The sequence below is a fragment of the Acidovorax sp. GW823-FHT02H02 genome, assembly GCF_058797075.1.
In genome coordinates this window covers 103264-122381 of the sequence record NZ_JBXAJH010000007.1, presented here as the reverse complement: position 1 = coordinate 122381, position 19118 = coordinate 103264, and the positions used below count along the sequence as shown (strand labels likewise).

17 protein-coding genes and 1 other RNA gene are annotated in these 19118 nt (G+C 67.7%); 8 read left to right on the top strand and 10 right to left on the bottom strand.

Annotated features, from left to right (window positions below):
• Window positions 1–42 precede the first annotated feature (42 nt).
• The 3 genes from pyrC to htpX all read left to right on the top strand — a co-directional run bounded on the left by pyrC (window position 43) and on the right by htpX (window position 2816).
• The gene (gene pyrC, locus AC1RDS_RS09820; protein ID WP_492226889.1) at window positions 43–1095 is read left to right on the top strand and encodes a dihydroorotase; all 1053 of its coding nucleotides are present in this window, start codon (window positions 43–45) and stop codon (window positions 1093–1095) included.
• Window positions 1080–1862, top strand: coding sequence for a DUF3025 domain-containing protein (locus AC1RDS_RS09815; protein ID WP_287877163.1), 783 nt, complete (start codon window positions 1080–1082; stop codon window positions 1860–1862). The genes pyrC and AC1RDS_RS09815 overlap by 16 nt, the downstream gene beginning before the upstream one ends.
• 72 nt (window positions 1863–1934) lie before the next feature.
• Window positions 1935–2816, top strand: a complete 882-nt coding sequence (htpX, locus tag AC1RDS_RS09810; protein WP_092697620.1) for a protease HtpX — start codon at window positions 1935–1937, stop codon at window positions 2814–2816.
• Between the two features lie 69 nt (window positions 2817–2885).
• On the opposite strand, the gene AC1RDS_RS09805 is transcribed toward htpX, so the two are convergent.
• From AC1RDS_RS09805 to AC1RDS_RS09785, 5 genes are all read right to left on the bottom strand, one after another.
• Entirely contained in the window at window positions 2886–4601 is a 1716-nt protein-coding gene (locus tag AC1RDS_RS09805; protein ID WP_492226888.1) for an NAD(P)/FAD-dependent oxidoreductase, read from the bottom strand.
• Between the two features lie 77 nt (window positions 4602–4678).
• Window positions 4679–5122, bottom strand: a complete 444-nt coding sequence (locus tag AC1RDS_RS09800; RefSeq protein WP_492226887.1) for a universal stress protein — start codon at window positions 5120–5122, stop codon at window positions 4679–4681.
• Window positions 5123–5141: 19 nt separating this feature from the next.
• The gene (locus tag AC1RDS_RS09795) at window positions 5142–6704 is read right to left on the bottom strand and encodes a DHA2 family efflux MFS transporter permease subunit (RefSeq protein ID WP_492226886.1); all 1563 of its coding nucleotides are present in this window, start codon (window positions 6702–6704) and stop codon (window positions 5142–5144) included.
• Window positions 6705–6718: 14 nt separating this feature from the next.
• The gene (locus AC1RDS_RS09790; protein ID WP_492226885.1) at window positions 6719–7900 is read right to left on the bottom strand and encodes an HlyD family secretion protein; all 1182 of its coding nucleotides are present in this window, start codon (window positions 7898–7900) and stop codon (window positions 6719–6721) included.
• Window positions 7901–7942: 42 nt separating this feature from the next.
• Window positions 7943–9424 (bottom strand): efflux transporter outer membrane subunit, encoded by a 1482-nt coding sequence (locus AC1RDS_RS09785; RefSeq protein ID WP_492226884.1) that lies wholly within the window; start codon window positions 9422–9424, stop codon window positions 7943–7945.
• A 99-nt stretch (window positions 9425–9523) separates the two neighbouring features.
• On the opposite strand from AC1RDS_RS09785, the gene AC1RDS_RS09780 reads away from it, so the two are divergent.
• Window positions 9524–10162, top strand: a complete 639-nt coding sequence (locus AC1RDS_RS09780; RefSeq protein ID WP_492226883.1) for a TetR/AcrR family transcriptional regulator C-terminal domain-containing protein — start codon at window positions 9524–9526, stop codon at window positions 10160–10162.
• Window positions 10163–10291: 129 nt separating this feature from the next.
• Here AC1RDS_RS09780 and AC1RDS_RS09775 read toward each other — a convergent pair whose 3' ends face one another.
• The gene (locus AC1RDS_RS09775; RefSeq protein WP_492226882.1) at window positions 10292–11446 is read right to left on the bottom strand and encodes a J domain-containing protein; all 1155 of its coding nucleotides are present in this window, start codon (window positions 11444–11446) and stop codon (window positions 10292–10294) included.
• 44 nt (window positions 11447–11490) lie between these two features.
• A complete protein-coding gene (gene cysK, locus AC1RDS_RS09770; RefSeq protein WP_287877149.1) occupies window positions 11491–12411 on the bottom strand; it encodes a cysteine synthase A in 921 nt (306 codons plus the stop codon).
• Window positions 12412–12514: 103 nt separating this feature from the next.
• On the opposite strand from cysK, the gene rnpB reads away from it, so the two are divergent.
• Window positions 12515–12966: RNase P RNA component class A (rnpB, locus tag AC1RDS_RS09765), an RNA gene on the top strand.
• Window positions 12967–13060: 94 nt separating this feature from the next.
• On the opposite strand, the gene AC1RDS_RS09760 is transcribed toward rnpB, so the two are convergent.
• Window positions 13061–13846 carry an rRNA pseudouridine synthase gene (locus AC1RDS_RS09760; protein WP_287877147.1) on the bottom strand — a complete coding sequence of 262 codons (786 nt, stop codon included), beginning with the start codon at window positions 13844–13846 and terminating at the stop codon, window positions 13061–13063.
• A 30-nt stretch (window positions 13847–13876) separates the two neighbouring features.
• Window positions 13877–15568, bottom strand: coding sequence for an MBL fold metallo-hydrolase (locus tag AC1RDS_RS09755; RefSeq protein WP_287877145.1), 1692 nt, complete (start codon window positions 15566–15568; stop codon window positions 13877–13879).
• A gap of 149 nt (window positions 15569–15717) precedes the next feature.
• Between AC1RDS_RS09755 and dapF the strand changes: the two genes are divergently transcribed.
• The 3 genes from dapF (at window position 15718) to AC1RDS_RS09740 (ending at window position 18425) form a co-directional block, all read left to right on the top strand.
• Window positions 15718–16596, top strand: a complete 879-nt coding sequence (dapF, locus tag AC1RDS_RS09750; protein WP_492226881.1) for a diaminopimelate epimerase — start codon at window positions 15718–15720, stop codon at window positions 16594–16596.
• Window positions 16593–17288 (top strand): DUF484 family protein, encoded by a 696-nt coding sequence (locus tag AC1RDS_RS09745; protein WP_092697632.1) that lies wholly within the window; start codon window positions 16593–16595, stop codon window positions 17286–17288. Before dapF ends, AC1RDS_RS09745 begins: the two co-directional genes overlap by 4 nt.
• Window positions 17289–17453: 165 nt before the next feature.
• Entirely contained in the window at window positions 17454–18425 is a 972-nt protein-coding gene (locus tag AC1RDS_RS09740) for a tyrosine-type recombinase/integrase (RefSeq protein WP_287877141.1), read from the top strand.
• A gap of 108 nt (window positions 18426–18533) precedes the next feature.
• Here the strand turns inward: AC1RDS_RS09740 and cadR are convergent, their stop codons facing one another.
• Complete coding sequence (cadR, locus tag AC1RDS_RS09735; RefSeq protein WP_287877186.1) at window positions 18534–19025, bottom strand: Cd(II)/Pb(II)-responsive transcriptional regulator; 492 nt, start codon at window positions 19023–19025, stop codon at window positions 18534–18536.
• Window positions 19026–19118: the final 93 nt, after the last annotated feature.

The following is a 19118-nucleotide window of genomic DNA, read 5'->3' as shown; positions in this document are numbered from 1 at the left end:
GGCAAATTCCCGATAGCGGGCAGGGATGGGACAATGGCGGCCATGACTGCCGCCCTTGACACCCTCACCATCACCCGCCCCGACGACTGGCACCTGCATGTGCGCGACGGCGAGCCCCTGCACACCGTGGTGCCGCACACCGCCGCCCAGTTCGGCCGCGCGATCATCATGCCCAACCTGCGCCCGCCCGTGACCACGGCCGCGCAGGCGCTCGATTACCAGCAGCGCATCCTGGCGGCCGCGCCGCCACGTGAAGATGGTGGTGTGCAGTTCGAGCCGCTGATGACGCTGTACCTCACCGACAACCTGCCGCCCGAAGAAATCGTGCGTGCCAAGGCGGCGGGCGTGGTGGCCTGCAAGCTCTACCCCGCTGGCGCCACCACCAACAGCGACGCGGGCGTGACCGACCTGCGCAAGACCTACAAGACGCTCGAAGCCATGCAGAAGGCCGGTTTGCTGCTGCTGGTGCATGGCGAAGTGACCAGCAGCGACATCGACCTGTTCGACCGCGAGGCCGTGTTCATCGAGCAGCAGCTCATCCCGCTGCGCCGCGATTTCCCCGAGCTGAAAATCGTCTTCGAGCACATCACCACCAAGGACGCCGCCGACTACGTGGCAGGCGCCGACCGCTTCACCGCCGCCACCATCACGGCGCACCACCTGCTCTACAACCGCAACGCCATCTTCACGGGCGGCATCCGCCCGCACTACTACTGCCTGCCCGTGCTCAAGCGCGAAACCCACCGCGTGGCCCTGGTGCAGGCCGCCACCAGCGGCAGCAGCAAGTTCTTTCTGGGTACCGACAGCGCGCCGCACCCCGCGCACCTCAAGGAACACGCCACCGGCTGCGCGGGCTGCTACACGGCCCACGCCGCCATCGAGATGTACGCCGAGGCGTTCGACAACGCCGGTGCGCTCGACAAGCTGGAAGGCTTCGCCAGCTTCCATGGCCCCGACTTCTACAGCCTGCCGCGCAACACCGGCACCATCACCCTGCGCCGCGAATCGTGGACCCCGCCTGACAGCTTTGCGTTTGGCGAAGCCGAGCTCAAGCCTTTGCGCGCGGGTGAAGCGCTGCCGTGGCGGCTGGTGTAGCCGCCGTGGATTGGGGCGCTGCCTGGCTTGCGCCCTGGCGGGCCACGGGAGAACCGGTGGCGCAGCGGATTGTGCGGGGCGATACCGTGCACAGTGCGCTCCAGGCGGCACTGGGTGCGGGCAGGGGGCCAATGCGTTTTGTCCCCCAGTCCGAACTGCCCGATGGCACCGCCTACGAACAGTTCATCTTCGACACCCGCCGTGTGCCCACGCGCGACAACCTGCATGACTTCTTCAACGGCCTGGTGTGGCTGCAGTTTCCGCTGACCAAGCGGCGGCTGAACCAGTTGCAGGCCCGGGCGATCGCGGCCGATGGCGTTCAGGCGGTGCGGGGGGCGCTGCGGGATGCGCTCACGGTGTTCGATGAAAACGGTGCCGTGCTTGATGCTCCGGCGCCGCTGTGGCAGGCGCTGAATGCGCGCGATTGGCGGCGGCTATTTGTGGAACTGCGCCCGCTGTGGTGCGAGGCCCGGCTGGTGTTGTTCGGCCACGCGCTGCTGGAAAAACTGGTTTATCCGCGCAAACCCATCACCGCGCATGTCTATCAAGCGCAGGCAGCGACGGATTCAGCAGCATCTCTCGATGCCTGGCTGGCGCAGCAGCTGCAGCCCGAGCACCTGGTGGCCAAGCCCTTTGTGCCATTGCCCGTGCTGGGGATACCGGGCTGGTGGCCCGGGAATGAGAACTTTTCCTTCTATGATGATTCCCTCGTATTCCGCAGCGCGCCCCGCAAAAACAACCACACCATGGGATCTGCAGCGCTGTGACCCCGGCTTGAAGGAGCGCGCAGCCACCCCCATGTGTGCCGTTCCAGTCCCCCGCACCTCTGTGGAGAACCCATGAAACGCATTATTTTGTTCCTCTTGACCAACGTGGCCGTGGTGGCCGTGCTGGGCATTGTTGCCAGCCTGCTGGGCGTCAACCGCTACCTCACGGCCAACGGCCTGAATCTGGGCGCGTTGCTTGGTTTTGCCTTTGTCATGGGCTTTGGCGGTGCCATCATCTCGCTGCTGATCAGCAAGCCCATGGCCAAGTGGAGTGCGGGCGTGCAGATCATCGAGCAGCCGCGCAACGCCGATGAGGCCTGGATCGTCGAGACCGTGCGCAAGTTCGCCGACAAGGCCGGCATCGGCATGCCCGAGGTCGGCATCTTCGAGGGCGATCCCAACGCCTTTGCCACGGGCGCGTTCAAGAATTCGGCCTTGGTGGCCGTTTCCACGGGCCTGCTGCAGGGCATGACGCGCGAGGAAGTCGAGGCCGTGATCGGCCACGAAGTGGCCCACGTTGCCAACGGCGACATGGTCACCATGACGCTGATCCAGGGCGTGATGAACACCTTCGTGGTGTTCCTGTCGCGCGTGATCGGCTACGCGGTGGACAGCTTCCTCAACAAGAACAACGAGAACCGTTCGGGCCCCGGCATCGGCTACATGGTCACCACCGTGGTGCTCGACATCGTGCTGGGCTTCGTGGCGGCCATCATCGTGGCCTGGTTCTCGCGCCAGCGCGAGTTCCGCGCCGACGCGGGCGCCACCCAGCTCATGGGGCGCCGCCAGCCCATGATCAACGCCCTGGCCCGCCTGGGCGGCATGCACCCGGCCGAGCTGCCGAAAAGCATGGCGGCCATGGGCATTGCCGGCGGCATCGGCAAGCTGTTCAGCACCCACCCGCCGATCGAAGAGCGCATCGCTGCGCTGCAGAACAGCCAGCCCAACAGCTGATTGCGGCCGCTTCTTTCCCGAACCGCCAGTGGGCCCAGGTCCCTGGCGGTTTTTTCATGGCGGCGCGTATCAGCCCAAGCCCAGCAGGCTGCGGGCCACGGCCTCGCCCACCTTGATGCCGTCCACGCCCGCCGAAAGAATGCCCCCCGCGTAGCCCGCCCCTTCGCCGGCCGGGTACAGGCCGGGGGTGTTGGGGCTTTGCAGGTGGTCGCCGCGGTCGATGCGCAGCGGCGCCGACGTGCGTGTCTCCACGCCGGTGAGCACGGCGTCGTGCATGTCAAAGCCCTTGATCTTGCGGCCGAACACCGGCAGGGCCTCGCGCAGGGCAGTGATGGCATAGCCGGGCAGGGCGGCGTGCAGATCGCCCAGCGCCACGCCGGGCTTGTACGAGGGCTCCACGCTGCCCAGATCCTTGGAGGGCCGGCCTGCGATGAAATCGCCTACCAGCTGGCCGGGCGCGCTGTAATTGCTGCCGCCCAGCACATAGGCGCCCGATTCCAGCTGGCGCTGCAGCACGATGCCCGCCAGCGGATGGTGCCGGTCGGCGGCCAGGGCCTCGACCCCGTGGGTGGCGCCCAGCGCGGCCGCGTAGGCATCGGGGTCGCGCGGATAGTCGTGCGGGTCGATGCCCACCACCATGCCCGCGTTGGCATTGCGCTCGTTGCGCGAGTACTGGCTCATGCCGTTGGTGACCACGCGGCCCGGCTCGCTGGTGGCGGCCACCACGGTGCCGCCGGGGCACATGCAGAAGCTGTACACCGCGCGGCCGTTGGCGGCGTGGTGCACCAGCTTGTAGTCGGCCGCGCCCAGCAGCGGGTGGCCCGCGTGGCGGCCCCAGCGCGCGCGGTCGATCACGCCCTGCGGGTGCTCGATGCGAAAGCCGATGGAAAACGGCTTGGCTTCCATCTGCACACCCCGCTCGTACAGCATGGCAAAGGTGTCGCGCGAACTGTGGCCCAGCGCCATCACCACATGGGAGGCAGCGAGCTCGGTGGTCGCGCCCGTCGCCTGGTTCAGCACCTTCAGGCCGCGCACATGGCGGCCTTGCGGGCCGTTTTCCACGATCAGGTCGGTCACGCGCTGTTCAAAGCGGATCTCGCCGCCCAGCGCGATGATCTGCGCGCGCAGGCTCTCCACCACCTTCACCAGCTTGAAGGTGCCGATGTGCGGGTGCGCCACGTACAGAATTTCCTCGGGGGCACCGGCCTTGACGAATTCGGCCATCACCTTGCGGCCCAGGTGGCGCGGGTCCTTGATCTGGCTGTAGAGCTTGCCGTCGCTGAAGGTGCCCGCGCCGCCTTCGCCGAACTGCACATTGCTCTCGGGATTCAGCTCGCGCTTGCGCCACAGGCCCCAGGTGTCCTGGGTGCGCTCGCGCACGTTCTTGCCGCGTTCCAGCACGATGGGCCTGAAACCCATCTGCGCCAGCACCAGGGCCGCAAAGATGCCGCAGGGGCCAAAGCCCACCACCACGGGGCGCAGGGGCAGGTCGGCAGGTGCCTGGCCCACGGGGCGCCAGGCCATGTCGGGCGTGGGCTGGATGTGCGGGTTGCCCGCGCATCGTTCGAGCAGGGCGGCTTCCTGCGCGGGATCGGCCAGTGCGATGTCGACGATGTACACCGCCAGCAGATCGGCCTTGCGCGCATCGAAACTGCGCTTGAAGACCTGCAGCTGGGCGATATCGGCATCTGCCAGACCCAGGATGCGGGTGGTGGCGGCGCGCAGGGGCGCCTCGGGGGCTTCGGCCACCGTGAAGGGCAGCCGGATTTCAGAAAGGCGGATCATGGTCTTGCGGGCCCGTGGTTATCGGGCGAGGGGCAATGCGGGAGAGGCCGATTTTACCGGCCGTGCCGCAGAACTTTCTACCGGTACACCAGCACCGGAATCTTCGAATGCGCCAGCACCTTCTGCGTCTCGCTGCCCAGCAACAGGGCGCTGACGCCCGAGCGGCCGTGCGATGCCATGAAGATCAGGTCGCAGCCATGCTCGTCGGCCGCCGCGATGATGAGCTCATACGGCTTGTTGCCCACCCGCACCACGCGCTGGCAGCTGGCGCCGGCCGCAAGCACCTGCTTTTCTGCCGCATCCAGGATTTCCGTGGCGGCTTCGTCCAGCCGGGTCTGGAGTTCCTGGCCGAGGTGCGCATTGCTGACCGCACCCATCCCGGCATAAACCGAAGGCGCCTCGGGTTGGGCGTAGAACAGCGTGATGCGGGCGCCGGTTTCTTGGGCGTAAGCAGCAGCCCGCGCCACGTTGCGCAAAGAAAGTTCCGAACCATCGGTGGGAACCAGAATGTGTTTGAACATGGTTTGCTCCTTTCTGAGGTCAATGCCCACCGGCGCCCGGTTCGATGACGCGCGTGGGTTTGGGTGCGATCCAGATGATGCAGGCGGCGATGACGAACATCACCGCAATGCCCGTCATCACCTGGTTGGTGGACAGCATGCCGCTTTGCGACACGATGAGATAGTCCACCACCTGTGTGGCCACTTCGGGCGGCGCACCCGACTGTTGCAGCAGGGCCTGCACACTGCCATCGCGGTCGGTCAGGCCCACCAGTTCGGCGTGGTTGCGCGTGGTCTGGTTGGCCCACACGGTGGTCACCACCGAGGTGGCGAACGCCCCCGAGAGCGTGCGCAAAAAGTTCATCAGGCCAGCGGCCGAGTCCATCTCGCGCTCGTCCACGCTGCCCAGGGCGATGCCCGTGGTCGGGATGAAGAAGAACGGCAGCGCAAAGCCCATCACGGCCAGCGGAATGGCAATGTCCCAGAACGCCATGTCGCTGTTGGCCAGCGTGCGCCACAGCGTCACCAGGCCCATCCAGAGCACGCCAAAGAACACCAGCGCGCGCGGGTCGCGCTTGCTCGACGCCACGATGGGCGCGACCAGCAGCGCGGTGACGCCCGTCCAGGCGGTGGCCAGGCCCGCCGTGGTGGCGGTATAGCCCATGAAGCTCTGCAGCCACAGCGGCGTGAGCACGCTGACGCCGAAGAAGGCGGCATAGGCCACGCTGACGGTGGTGACGGCAGCGTTGAAGCCCCGGTGGCGGAACACGCGCAAGTCCACCACCGGGTGCTTTTCGTGCAGCTCCCAGATCAGGAAGGCGGCAAAGCCCACCACGGCGATGATGGTCAGCGCCACGATCTCGCCGGAGGCGAACCAGTCGAGGTTCTTGCCCTCGTCCAGCACCAGCTGCAGCGCCACCACCCACACCAGCAGCAGCACCAGGCCCACCTTGTCGAACGGGTTGCGCACGGGGGCATCCTGCATGTGCTGGAGCAGCTTCCAGGCGCCCAGGCCAAAACCGATGGCAATGGGGGCGTTGATCAAAAACACCCAGTTCCAGGTGAAGTCATCGACCAGCCAGCCGCCCAGGATGGGGCCGACCACGGGCGCCACCAGCGTCGTCATCGACCAGATGCCGATGGCGGCCCCGGCCTTGTCCTTGGGGAAGATGCGCAGCATCAGCGTTTGCGACAGCGGCATCAGCGGGCCGCCGCTCAGGCCCTGGAACACGCGCGCCACCACCAGCATGCCGATCGAGGTGGACAGGCCGCACAGGATGGAGAAGATGCCGAACAGGACCATCGACACCACGAACACGCGCACGGGGCCGAAGCGCGCCGCAAACCAGCCGGTCAGCGGCACCGTGATGGCCTCGCCCACGGCGAACGAGGTGATGACCCAGGTGCCCTGGCTGGCGGCGGCACCGAGCGCGCCGGCAATGTTGGGCACCGCCACGTTGGCGATGGTCATGTTGAGGACCGCGATGAAGTTGGCAGCAGCCAGCATCAGGGCGGCCACGGCCAGCATCGGGCCCTTCAGGGGCGCCACACCGTCGTGGGCCAGGGGGGCCGGCGCGTCGGGCGCCGTCGTCGCTTGACTCATGGTGGCGGTCCCGCTCAGTTCGCTGCGGCGGTGCGGGGGGCTTGGGCGGCGGCAGCGGCTTGCTGGCCGCCCGTGCGGGTGTCGATTTCAGCATGCATCGACAGGCCCACCTTCAGCGGGTTGGCCTGCAGCTGGGCTGGATCGAGCTTCACGCGCACCGGCAGGCGCTGCACCACCTTGATCCAGTTGCCCGTGGCGTTCTGCGCCGGAATGGCCGAGAAGGCCGAGCCCGAGCCGCCCGAGAAACCTTCGACCACGCCCTGGTAGGTCACGCCCTTGCCGTAGATGTCGGCGTGCAGCTTCACGCTCTGGCCCACGCGCACTTTTTCCAGCTGCACCTCCTTGAAGTTGGCGTCCACGTAGATGTCATTGACGGGCACCACCGCCATCAGCGGCATGCCGGGCTGCACGCGCTGGCCCAGCTGCACCATGCGCTTGGCCACCACGCCGTCGAGCGGCGCGCGGATCACGGTGCGCGCCAGATCGACCTTGGCCTGGTCCAGGCGCGCCCGGGCCGCAAGCACTTCGGGGTTGGTGTCCACGGTGCTCTGGCTGATCAGCGCGGCATTGGCCTCCTTGGCGGCCACGGCAGAGCGCTGGTTGGCCGTGACCTGCGCGGCGGCGGCCTTGGCGGCGGCCAGTTGGGCGGTGGCGGCATCAAAGCCATTCTTGGCGCGCGTCAGCTCGTCACCCGAGACCGAGCCCGAGGCCACCAGCGCCTGGCGGCGCTGCAGATCGATCTTGGCGCGCTCGAAGTCGGCCTGCGCGGCGGCCAGCTGGGCGCTGGCGCGCTGGGCATCGGCCTCGCGGGCGCTGATCTGCGCGCTGAGGTTGGTGTCGTTGGCCATGAGGCTCTTCACGCGGCGCGTGGCGCGGTCGAGTTCCGCCGTGGCCTGGGCCACGGCCAGTTGTGCGTCGGTGGGGTCGATGACCAGCAGCACATCGCCTTGCTGGACGGCGTCGGTGTCGCTCACCTTCACTTCCAGCACGGTGCCGCCCACGGCGGGGGTGATCTGCGCGACTTCGGCCGCCGCGTAGGCGTTGTCGGTCGATACGAAATGCGAGGCGTACAGCTTCCAGTAGGCGGTGGAGCCAATGGCGGCCAGCACCACCACGCCGCCCAGGGCGGCAAGGCGGGCGTTGCGGCGCTTTTTGACGAGGGTGTCGGCGGCAGAGCTGGTGTGGTTGTCAGACATGGGAATTCCTTGTTCGATGTTTTTGGGGTGGCCGGGCGAGGCTTACTTTGGGGCGCTGGCCAGGGTGTTGGCCCGGGCCGCCTGGTAGCCGCCACCCAGGGCCCGTTGCAGGCCGATGTCCAGCGTGAGCGAAGCCGAGCGCAGGTTGGTCTGGGCGCTGAGGGCGCCCAGCAGGCCGTCTTCGGCCGTCAGCACTTCCAGGTAGGTCGCCAGGCCGCCTTCGTAGCGGTTGCTGGCCACGCGGTGCGCCTCGGTGGCGGCGTCCACGGCCTCTTGCGCCTTGATGAGGCGCTGGCCCAGGGCCTTTTGGCTGACCGCGTTGTCGGCCACGTCCTGCAGCGCGCGCGCCACGGTGGCGTTGTACTGGGCCACGGCTTCGGCATAACCGGCGTGCGCGCCGCGCAGCTCGCCCTGCAGGCGGCCGCCGCTGAAGATCGGCAGCGAAATCGCCGGGCCGAAGCTTGCGATGCCCGAGCCGCCCTTGGCCAGCATGTCCAGCCCCAGCGACTGCACGCCGATCAGCGCCGACAGGTTCACGTTGGGGTAGAACTCGGCCTTCTTCTGGTCGATGCGGCGGGCCTGGGCCTCGGCCCGCAGGCGCGTGGCCACCACGTCGGGGCGGCGGCCCAGCAGGTCGGCCGACAGCTCGGCGGGCAGGCCAAAAGCGCGGTTCAGCACCAGGGTGGGCCGCTGCAGCGCCAGGCCCCGGTCGGGGCCCGCGCCCAGCAGGGCGGCCAGGCGGTTGCGCTGCAGCGCGATCTGCTCGTCGATGGCCAGCAGCTCGCCTTCGGTCACGGCGCGGCGGGCGTCGGCATTGCGCAGGCCGCCGCGCGTTTCCAGGCCGTTGTCAAAGCGCTGGGCAAACAGGCTGGCGGTCTTGCGGCGAATCTCCACCGCGCGGGCGGCGGTGTCACGGTTGGCATACAGGCGGCTCAGTTCGGCGTAATTGGCGGCCACGCCCGTAGCCAGCCACAGGCGCGCCTGCGCCAGCTCGGCGCGGCTGGCCTCGACGTCCGACGTGGCGGCGGCCAGCGCGGCGCGGTTCTTGCCCCAGAAATCGAGCTCCCAGCGCACATCCAGCGTGGCGCGGCCATAGTCGTTCAGGCCCTCGGTGGCGGGCGAGCGGGGGATCAGGTGGTTGTAGCTGAGTTTGTCGCCGGTGACGGACGCATTGGCGCTGACCTGCGGTTGGTTGGCAGAACCCGTGATCTGCATCACGGCGTCCACCCGTTGCAGCCGCGCCGCGGCGGCAGCCAGGTCGGGCGCGTCGGCCAGCGCCTCGTCGATCAGCGCGTTGAGCTGGGCGTCGCCGTAGGCCGACCACCACTGCTCGGCGGGCCATAGGGCGCTGGGCGCCTGCAGGGAGGCGGTGGACTGGAAAGCGTCGGCCGATTGGGGCTGGGGCGTGGCGCCCAGGTCGGGCAACTGGGCACATCCGGCCAGAAACAGGGCGGCGCCCAGCGTGGTGAGGGGCCAGGTCAGCCGACGCGAGGGGCGCGCGGACTGCGTGCTGTGGTGAAGCATCCATACTCCATTAAATGAACTGATCGGTTTAGTTTAGCTTTGGTTTTTGGTGAAATCAAGATAAACTGAACCCATTGGTTCAAAAATAAAGAGGTTGACATGCGCGCCAAAACCGAGACAAGACGGCAGGCCATCCTGGAGACCGCCGCCGAGGTTTTTCAGGAAACGGGGTTCGAGCGGGCCACGATGTCGGCCATCTGCGAGCGCCTGGGTTATTCCAAGGCCACGCTGTACAACTACTTCGCGTCGAAGGAAGAGCTGTTTTTGGCCGTGGTGTTCGGTGCCACCGAGGCCGAATTCCAGGCCACGCTGGAAGCACTCGACCCCACCCTGCAGGACATGACCGAGGCGCTGGAGAAGTTTGGACGGGGGCTGCTTACGCTGCTGTATTCGCCCCAGGTGCAGGCCGTGCGCCGCCTGATCGTGGCCGAGGCTGGGCGCTCGGACCTGGGACGCCAGTGCTACGAACTCGGTCCCGTGCGCAGCGAGGCGGTGACGGCAGCGTTTTTGCAGCAGGCCATGGACGCGGGCCAGTTGCGCCAGGCCGATGCCCGCATTGCCGCCCTGCACCTGCGGGGGCTGCTGGAGGCCGAATGGCTGGACCGCTTTCTGTTCCAGACCCTGGAGCCGATGTCAGCCGAAGAAATCGGCGCCACCGTGCAGCGCGCGGTGGCTGCGTTCATGGCGGCCTATGGGCCCGTGGCTAGGACCGCGTGCGCGCAGCAATCCCAGTTCTGATCGCCATATTTGCAATGCTATTGATAGCATAAAACGATTTTCCAGTAAGCACCTGCTGGTGTTTCTGGTGATGGTGGCGGTTTGTCGGCACGCCCGGGCCGCTATCGGGACAGCGCCTGAAGGGCGGCGTCAGAACCACTCGCCCATGTCGTCCTGCTGCGCCTTTTGCTGTTGGCGCTCGGCCTTGATCCAGCCCTTGAGCGTGGCCGGGTCGGCGCGCAAGGCGTTCAGCGCATTGCGCAGCTGCAGGTTCTCGTACTCGACGATCTGCAGGTGCGCACGCAGCTCGCGCAGGAGGCCCGCGGGCTTGAGGTTTTGGTAGGGGTCGAGCCCGAACGCCATCAGGAAATGGTCTTGCACCTCCCGCACCTCCTGCTGCAGTTCCTTCAACTGCTCGGCCAGCACGCGGTTGTAGTGTTGCAGGCGCTGCTCGCTCAGGCCTGCGATGTGCTCGGGGTCGATCTGCTCGATCTCCAACTGCAACTGCAGCAGGTCGAGCAGCTTGTTGTCCTGATAGGCCTGGTTCACGCGCTGCATCAGCACCGTCTTGCGCTCGCGCTCGGCGGGGTCGGTCTCGCGGTCGGGGTGCAGGTGGCTGGCGAGCTTGCGGTAGATCTCGCGCACCGACTGCGTGGCTTGCGCCGCCTCTTCCTGGGCCTTGAGCTCGCGGGTGCTGGGCTTGCGCGGCCGCGCGGCGCGGCGGGCCTCGCGCTGCTGCCCGGCCTGTTCATGCCGTTCCTGCTGGGCCTGCAACTGCTCTTGCAGGCGGCGCAGGAAGTCCTCGGGCGAGTCCATGTCGGCATCCTGCAGGTCCACGTCCACGCCGAACACCTGCCGCGCCATGGCCTGCGCCATTTCCTTGGCAACGTCGTTGCCCGCGGCCTCTTCGGCGTCGTAGTCGCTGCCGCTGTGGCGGTTGTAGATCTCCTTGAGGCTGGCGCGCGTGGCCTCGTCGGGGAGGGCGTCGATCAGCATGGCGAGCCGGTCGGTGATGGCCTCGCCGAGGGTGCGGCGCTCGGCCTTGGTGAGCTTCTTGTTGTCGCTGGCCGCGTCCAGGTACTGCACCAGCTCGACCATCAGCTCCTGGTGCATCTTTTGCAGCGGCACGGCCTCGCGCGCATGGCGCTCGCGGTAGGCGGCGATGGCCTGCTGCCAGTCGGCAAGCAACGCACGCTGCTGGGCGATGCGCTCGATGTGGCGGTTGAACTTCTTTTGCTGTGCGCTCAGCGGCGCACCGGGGTGCGCCACGGAGATGTGGACGGGGGCGTGGTGTCGGGTGGCCATGGAGCGCGAGATTGTGCCTTGCCGCGCGCACCCGGCGTGGGTTGTCAAGCCGTGGGCAAAAAGCCTTCGACCGACAGGTAGCGCTCACCCGTGTCGTAGTTGAAGCCCAGCACCCGGCTGCCGGCGGGCAGTTCGGGCAGCTTTTGCGCAATGGCCGCCAGCGTGGCGCCGCTGGAGATGCCCACCAGCATGCCTTCCTCGCGCGCGCTGCGGCGCGCGTATTCACGCGCCGGTTCGGCATCGACCTGGATCACGCCGTCGAGCACGCTGGTGTCCAGGTTCTTGGGGATGAAGCCCGCGCCAATGCCCTGGATGGGGTGCGGCGATGGCTGGCCGCCGCTGATGACGGGTGATTGCGTGGGCTCCACCGCGAACACCTTGAGCTGGGGAAACTTGGCTTTCAGCACCCGCGCCACGCCGGTGAGGTGGCCGCCCGTTCCCACACCGGTGATGAGCGCATCGAGCCCGTCGGGGAAGTCGGCCAGGATCTCCTGCGCCGTGGTGCGCACATGCACTTCAATGTTGGCCGGGTTCTCGAACTGCTGCGGGATCCATGAGTTGGGTGTCTGGGCCTGCAGCTCCTGCGCGCGGGCGATCGAGCCCTTCATGCCCTTTTCGCGCGGCGTCAGGTCAAAGCTGGCGCCGTAGGCCAGCATCAGGCGGCGGCGTTCGATGCTCATGCTGTCGGGCATCACGAGGATGAGCTTGTAGCCCTTGACGGCCGCCACCATGGCCAGGCCCACGCCGGTGTTGCCGCTGGTGGGCTCGATGATGGTGCCGCCGGGCTTCAGCGCACCGGATTTTTCGGCGTCTTCCACCATGGCCAGCGCAATGCGGTCCTTGATGGAGCCGCCGGGGTTGCTGCGCTCGGACTTGATCCACACGTTGGCACCCGAACCAAACAGGCGATTGATGCGCACATGCGGGGTGTTGCCGATGGCTTGCAGAATGTTGTCGGTTTTCATGGGAAGTCTCCTGGGAAAAGAGGGGTTGCCCACGCATTCTGGCCCAGTTCATCGTGGGTGTGCAGCATATGGATATGCCGATCGGGGCGATAATCACTCCTGTGAAGCGCGCCAGACCGCCGCTGGTGCAATCTGGGAAACCAGGCACTGGAGGAACGTCCGGACTGCACAGGACAGCGTAGCAGCTAACGGCTGCCCACCGTGAGGTGAGGATCAGAGCAACAGAGACGAGTCCGGGTGGAAACTACCTGCCACGGAGTGTTCTGTGAGGCGCCAGCGCAAGCTGGCGAGAGGACAGCGAGAGCTGTCCGAACCCGGCGAAAGCCGGGTCCGAACAGCCACCCCGAGCGGGCAAGCCCGCTCGGGGTGAAACGGGCAATCTCTACGCGCAGCAATACCAAGTAGGCCAGCGTTGATGTGGTTCCGCAGAGCTGGCGGGTAGGTAGCATCGAGCCGTGGTGGCGACACCCGGCCCAGAGTAATGGCGGTCACGCTGCGGGTCTTCGCAAGAGGGCCGGCAGTGCACAGAATCCGGCTTATCGGCGCGCTTCACACATTGATAAAGATGGCTGCCAGTGCTTGTCAATCAAGCGCTGGCAGCTATTGTTTTTGAATCCTCTCCCCGGGCAGCGCGCAGCCGCGCAGCGGATTAGAACCGTTCCCACGGCTGCAGATAGCGCCACTGCCCCTCGGGCACCTTGGCCAGCGGCACGCGGCCGATGCGGATGCGCTTGAGGGCCACCACCGACAGGCCCACGGCCTCGCACATCGCCGGGACCTGCCCGGGGCGGATGCCCTTCAGCGCAAAGCGCAGCCGGGTCTCGTTTTGCCAGCTCACCTTGATGGGCGGCAGCGGGCGGCCGTTGAACGTGAGGCCGTGGCACAGGCGCTGCAGTCCATTGGGGGCGATCTCGCCTTTCACCTCGACGATGCATTCCTGCTCCAGCGATTCGATGTCTTCCGCCAGCTTGCGCGCGATGCGTTTGTCCTGCGTGTAGACCACCAGGCCGCTGGCCTCGGTGGGCAGCGGCGTGAAGCATTCGAGCTGCCGGAAATGGCGCTGCAGCACGCGGATGCCCGAGGCGTCTTCGGCCAGGTGCGAGGCAGCACCGAGCAGCGTGGCGGCCTGTGGCGCGCCCTGGCTGCGGCTGGCGTGGGCGGCTTGCCCGGCCGGAAGTCCCAGGCCAGCCTCGAACCCCGCCGGCTTGTGCAGCAGCAGTGTGACCGGCGTGAGCTCCAGCAGGCTGGCGTCTGGCGCCACCGCCACGGCCTGGTCGGGGCGCACGCGGGCACCGGGGGCTTCCACCACCTGGCCGTCCACGCGCACAAAGCCGCCTTCGATGAACTGCTCGGCCGTGCTGCGCGAGCAGTTCAGTTGGTCGGCCACGCGTTTGGCCAGGCGGATGTGGCTGGGGTCGGGGTTCTTGTCGGTCATTGAATGGGTGGTGTGAGGTGTTTTTGTCGTTCAGTTATTGCCAGGCTGCAGCGAACGGATGCGCTCGACATGCGCCAGCAGCGAGCGCTGGGCCACGGGCCACAGGCGCGGGGGCACGTCGTCGTAGGCGCGCTGCACCCAGTCGTCCATGCTGCCATCGGGCTGCGCCTGCATGGCGGCCAGCACCTTGGCCTCGCGCGCCAGGCGGTGGGCCTTGAGCCGGGCAATCGCGCTGCGCGCCCCATGGATCGGTCCGCCCAGCACGTAGCCGTGGGCGGGCAGGATGAATTCCACGCCGTGTTCGGCGCACACCGCATCCAGCCGATCGAGCGAATCGAGGTAGTCGGCCATGTTGCCGTCGGGCGGGTCGATCACGGTGGTGCTGCCGTTCAGGATGTGGTCGCCGCTGAACAGCAGGCCGTCTTCCTGCAGCAGCAGGCACAGGTGGTTGGCGGCATGGCCGGGGGTGTGGATGACCTGCAGGGTGTGCGTTATTTTTCCCTCTGGCGTTTGTCCGGTCAGCGCGAGCAGCTCATTGTTTTGTAGCGAACGGTCGGGCGTGAACTGGCTGGCGGCGCGGGCCGTGGGTGCCGATGGCAGGCCCAGGATGGGCGGCCTGACCTGGCCCGCCTGCACGCACAGCGCCTGCAGCGGCGCGGCGCCGGGCGAGTGGTCGGCATGCGAATGGGTGCACACGATCATGCGGATATCGCCCCCGGCGGCACGCCAGAGCTTGTCCAGGTGCTCGGCATCGGCCGGGCCGGGGTCGATGGCGATGAAGCCCGTGGCCGGGTCGCCCACCAGGTAGCTGTTGGTGCCGGGGCCGGTCATCACGCCGGGGTTGGGGGCCGTGAGGCGCATCACGTTGCGCAGCAGCGGCATGGGGCGCTCGGCCTGCCAGTCGAGCGGGTGCACGATCTGTCCGTCGGGGCAGACCAGGGCCAGCTCGCCAAACGGCGCTTCGTCTTCCATGTAGCGCGCTTCCTTGCCCGCCAGGATGCCGGCGCGCGGGCAGCTCACCCACAGCGGCTGCTCGTGCGCCACGGCGTCGAGCACCGCCTGGGTGCTGGTGAATTGGGCCAGCCGCTGCAGCGTGCGGATGGTGGGGAAGATCATGAAGAACTGTCCGTCCTCGTGCCGCGCCAGGGCATCGGCAGGGCGCACCCACACGGGCTCGAACTGCTCGGCCTCGTCGGCCACGGGCTCCTGGCCCTCGGGCATGCGGGCCACGAGAAACGGCACGTCAAAGCGCCGGGGCAGGTCGCGGTCGCCGGTCCAGTGGGCCAGCAGGTACACGCTGTCGGCCGCCAGGCGCAGGCCGCGGGCCTGGCACTGCGCGACAAAGGGTTGGTGGCGGTCGATGGCGGCGATGTCCTGCGCATCGGCCATCCAACCCTTGCGGGGGCCATCCGCATGGCGCGCCAGCAGCACCCCCAGCTCTTCAAAGCTCTCGCGGATGGCGGCAATGGCCTGGGTGAGGTGCAGGTCGTCCTGCGTGGGGCGGCGGTCGGCGGCGGCGTGTGATTGCGCGTCGAGTGCATCGATGCCCCCGCCCGGAAACACATAGGCGCCAGGTGCAAAGCTGGCCGTGCCCGAGCGCCGGGTCATGAGGATTTCGAACCCGCCGTTGTCCGGTGCATCGCGCAGCAACAGCACGGTGGCGGCAGGGCGGGTGGCAACGGGTTCGCGGTGGGTGTGCAGTTGTTGGGTGGTGCGGGGCATGCTTGAATTATGGGCAGGGCGCGGGTTGCTTTTCGGCCGTACATGTCCGGATGGCACTGGCTCGGAAAAAGCTTGCAATCGGGCCATGGGGAGCAGGGAGTGTCGGGGCTATTGTGGGTGGATGGAGCCCACCGACGATAATCCAGCCCATGAAGATTCGCTTCACCAAAATGCAGGGCGCGGGCAACGATTTCGTGGTGCTCGACGAAACGCGGGGCCGGCTGGGGCTGACTCCGGCGCACTACCGCTGGCTGGCCGACCGCCACTTTGGCGTGGGCGCCGACCAGATTCTCACCGTGCGGCCCTCGCCGGGCGAGGGCATCGATTTCGAATACGTGATCCACAACGCCGACGGCGGCGAGGTGGAACAGTGCGGCAACGGCGCGCGCTGCTTTGCGCGTTATGTGCATGACAAGGGCCTGACGCACAAGGACACGATTCGCGTACAGACGCTGGCCGGCGTGATTGCCCCCCGTCTCAATCCTGATGGCCGCGTGACGGTGGACATGGGTCGCCCGGTGTTTGACGCGGCGCTGGTGCCTTTTGACGCGACTGGCCTCACGCCGGTGGCGCAGGGTGTGGGGCAAAAATGGCCTCTGGCGCTCTCTGGGTCTGCGCAAGATGCTGCTGTCCTGGTCGCGGTGGTGTCCATGGGCAACCCGCATGCCGTGCAACTGGTGGAGGATGTGGACGCCGCGCCCGTGGCCGAGACCGGCCCGCTGATCGAATCGCACCCGCGCTTTCCGCGGCGGGTGAACGCCGGTTACCTGCAGATCGTGGACCGCAGCCATGTGCGCCTGCGCGTGTTCGAGCGCGGCGCGGGGGAAACCCTGGCGTGCGGCTCCGGCGCCTGCGCTGCCGTGGCAGCGGGCATCCGGCTGGGACTGCTCGACGCCCAGGTGGACGTGCAGACCCGCGGCGGCCTGCTCACCATTGCCTGGAGCGGCCAGGAGGCCGACTCCGTTTTCATGACCGGCCCGGCCACCGCTGTTTTTGACGGCCAGATCGAACTCCCTGACACGCCATGACCACCAGCTCCCACATCCCTCCGATCACCGAAGACGACATCGCCCAGTTTCTCACCCAGACACCCGGTTTTTTCGAGCGCCACGCCGAGGTGCTGGCCAGCGTGCAGATCTCCAGCCCGCATGGCACCCGCGCCGTAAGCCTGCAAGAGCGCCAGGCAGAAATGCTGCGCGAGAAGATCAAGGGCCTGGAGCAGCGCATCATGGAAATGGTGCGCCACGGCAACGAGAACGCCGCCATCTCCGCCAAGGTGGACCACTGGACCAGCGCCCTGCTGCAGGTACGCGACCCCATGGACCTACCCCAGGCCGTGGTGGACGGGCTGCGCACGCTGTTCGATGTGCCGCAGGCTGCCGTGCGCGTGTGGGGTGTTGCAGGGCCTTATATCGACGCCGACTTCACCCAGGGCGCCAGCGAGGACGCCCAGGCCTTCGCCTCCTCGCTGACCATGCCGTTCTGCGGCCCCAACCTGGGTTTTGAGCCCGCCGCCTGGCTGGCCGGCGAGGCGGGCGAACCACCCCAGTCCCTGGCCCTGCTGCCGCTGCGCGAAGGCGCCATCGACAGCGCCACCCCCGCTTTTGGCCTGCTGGTGCTGGGCTCGCACGACCCGCAGCGCTTTGATGCCACCCTGGGCACCGAATTCCTGGCGCGCATGGCCGAACTGGCGAGCGCGGCGCTGATGCGCCTGCGATGACCTCCCCCCTGAGACGCTGCGCGTCATCCCCCCCGAGGGGGGACGCCACCCCCGGCCCGGCAAAGCCGGTTCCGCGGTGGCGCTGGTATGGCGGCGCGCCAGTTGCCGACATTGCGCGTGGTTCTTACGGCGGTGGACTCTCCACTGCAATCTTTCTGAGTCGCCATGTCTGACGTGTCGAGCGTGCCGTTGCCTGCCGACCCCCATGTGCTGCGGTATCTGGAGCATGTGCGGGTCGAAAAACGCCTGGCCGCGCGCACGCTCACGCTGTACACCCTCGATCTGGAAAAACTGGCGCAGCTGGCGGCGGGCGTGCAGTTGCCCCTGCTGCAACTGACCAGCGCCCACATCCGCCGTTTCGTGGCGCAGATGCACAGTGCGGGGCGCAGTGGGCGGGGCATTGCGCTCATCCTGTCGGGCTGGCGCGGTTTTTTCACCTGGGCCGGGCGGCAGGGCCTGATAGGGCACAACCCCGTGCAGGACGTGCGCGCACCCAAGGCCCCCAAACCCTTGCCCAAGGCGCTGGGCGTGGACGACGCCGTGCGCCTGGCCGAGTTCGACCATGCCGGCGCCGACCCCTGGCTGGAAGCGCGGGATGCGGCCATGGTCGAGCTGCTGTATGGCTGCGGCCTGCGGGTGGGCGAGCTGGTGGGGCTGGATGCCGTGCCCGGCCCCGACACGCAGCGCCAGGGCCGTGGCTGGATCGACCTGCAGGCTGGCGAGGCCCATGTGTTCGGCAAGGGCAGCAAGCGCCGCAGCGTGCCCGTGGGCGCTGCCGCCGTGGCCGCGCTGCAGGCCTGGCTGGCGCTGCGCGCCACGCCATTTGGTGGTGATGGCTCTGCGCGGCTCGATGCGGCGCTGTTCGTGGGCCAGCGCGGTGCGCGGCTCACGGCCCAGTCGGTCTGGCTGCGCCTGCGCCAGCGCAGCCAGCAGGCGGGGCTGACCACGCCGGTGCACCCGCACATGCTGCGCCACTCGTTCGCCAGCCACCTGCTGCAAAGCAGCGGCGACCTGCGTGCCGTGCAGGAGCTGCTGGGCCACGCCAACATCACCACCACGCAGGTCTATACGCGGCTGGATTTCCAGCACCTGGCCAAGGTGTACGACGCGGCGCACCCGCGCGCGCGGCGCAAGTAGCCGCTGAGGCCGCTACGGCCCAGGGGCCCGTCAACCCACCGAGCGGTGGTGCAATAACATTTCTTTTTATATGGCTGTCTGCGCAATATTCATGGGCGCTAGCGCCGGTCAACCGCCGGGCTTTTGCGGCGTGCGCGTGGCGCTGGGTGCGGTCGCGCGGACATGCGTGCCGTGCACATGGCCCGCGTGCAGCCGGCCCGGCCGGCTGGCGATGTCGGTCAGCCCATTGAGGATGCCGCAGTGGGCGGCATCCTGGGCTTCGTGGCACTGCTTGCGCAGCTGCTTGAGCTGCTTTTCGAGCTGGCGCAGTTCGCGGATGCGCGCCGCGACGTGGCCGATGTGCGCGTCCAGCAGGGCGTTGACATCGCCGCAGCTGCGCGTGGGCGCGTCTTTGAAGCGCAGCAGGGTGCGGATTTCGTCCAGCGTCATGTCCAGGCCCCGGCAGTGCCGTATGAACGACAGGCGCGTGGCCTGGGCTTCGTCGTAGATGCGGTAGTTGCTCCCGTTGCGGGCGGCCTCGGGCAACAGGCCTTCGCGTTCGTAATACCGGATGGTTGCGACCGGGGTGTGGGCCAGGGCGGCCAGCTCGCCGATTTTCATGGGGGTGTGCTGCTCGTGGGGTGGTGTGGCCATGGTACGCCGCGCGCGTGCTTGACTCTGAAGTGGCATCAGGGTTTCCAATAGGGTCAAGCA

Excerpts from the sequence above, each read along its gene's own strand:
- cysK (WP_287877149.1), bottom strand. The coding sequence starts at position 12,411 with ATGAAAACCGACAACATTCTGCAAGCCATCGGCAACACCCCGCATGTG.
- AC1RDS_RS09755 (WP_287877145.1), bottom strand. The coding sequence starts at position 15,568 with ATGCCCCGCACCACCCAACAACTGCACACCCACCGCGAACCCGTTGCC.
- AC1RDS_RS09790 (WP_492226885.1), bottom strand. The coding sequence starts at position 7,900 with ATGTCTGACAACCACACCAGCTCTGCCGCCGACACCCTCGTCAAAAAG.
- AC1RDS_RS09760 (WP_287877147.1), bottom strand. The coding sequence starts at position 13,846 with ATGACCGACAAGAACCCCGACCCCAGCCACATCCGCCTGGCCAAACGC.
- AC1RDS_RS09745 (WP_092697632.1), top strand. The coding sequence starts at position 16,593 with ATGACCACCAGCTCCCACATCCCTCCGATCACCGAAGACGACATCGCC.
- htpX (WP_092697620.1), top strand. The coding sequence starts at position 1,935 with ATGAAACGCATTATTTTGTTCCTCTTGACCAACGTGGCCGTGGTGGCC.
- cadR (WP_287877186.1), bottom strand. The coding sequence starts at position 19,025 with ATGAAAATCGGCGAGCTGGCCGCCCTGGCCCACACCCCGGTCGCAACC.
- AC1RDS_RS09800 (WP_492226887.1), bottom strand. The coding sequence starts at position 5,122 with ATGTTCAAACACATTCTGGTTCCCACCGATGGTTCGGAACTTTCTTTG.
- dapF (WP_492226881.1), top strand. The coding sequence starts at position 15,718 with ATGAAGATTCGCTTCACCAAAATGCAGGGCGCGGGCAACGATTTCGTG.
- AC1RDS_RS09785 (WP_492226884.1), bottom strand. The coding sequence starts at position 9,424 with ATGCTTCACCACAGCACGCAGTCCGCGCGCCCCTCGCGTCGGCTGACC.
- AC1RDS_RS09795 (WP_492226886.1), bottom strand. The coding sequence starts at position 6,704 with ATGAGTCAAGCGACGACGGCGCCCGACGCGCCGGCCCCCCTGGCCCAC.
- AC1RDS_RS09780 (WP_492226883.1), top strand. The coding sequence starts at position 9,524 with ATGCGCGCCAAAACCGAGACAAGACGGCAGGCCATCCTGGAGACCGCC.
- AC1RDS_RS09775 (WP_492226882.1), bottom strand. The coding sequence starts at position 11,446 with ATGGCCACCCGACACCACGCCCCCGTCCACATCTCCGTGGCGCACCCC.
- AC1RDS_RS09805 (WP_492226888.1), bottom strand. The coding sequence starts at position 4,601 with ATGATCCGCCTTTCTGAAATCCGGCTGCCCTTCACGGTGGCCGAAGCC.
- pyrC (WP_492226889.1), top strand. The coding sequence starts at position 43 with ATGACTGCCGCCCTTGACACCCTCACCATCACCCGCCCCGACGACTGG.
- AC1RDS_RS09740 (WP_287877141.1), top strand. The coding sequence starts at position 17,454 with ATGTCTGACGTGTCGAGCGTGCCGTTGCCTGCCGACCCCCATGTGCTG.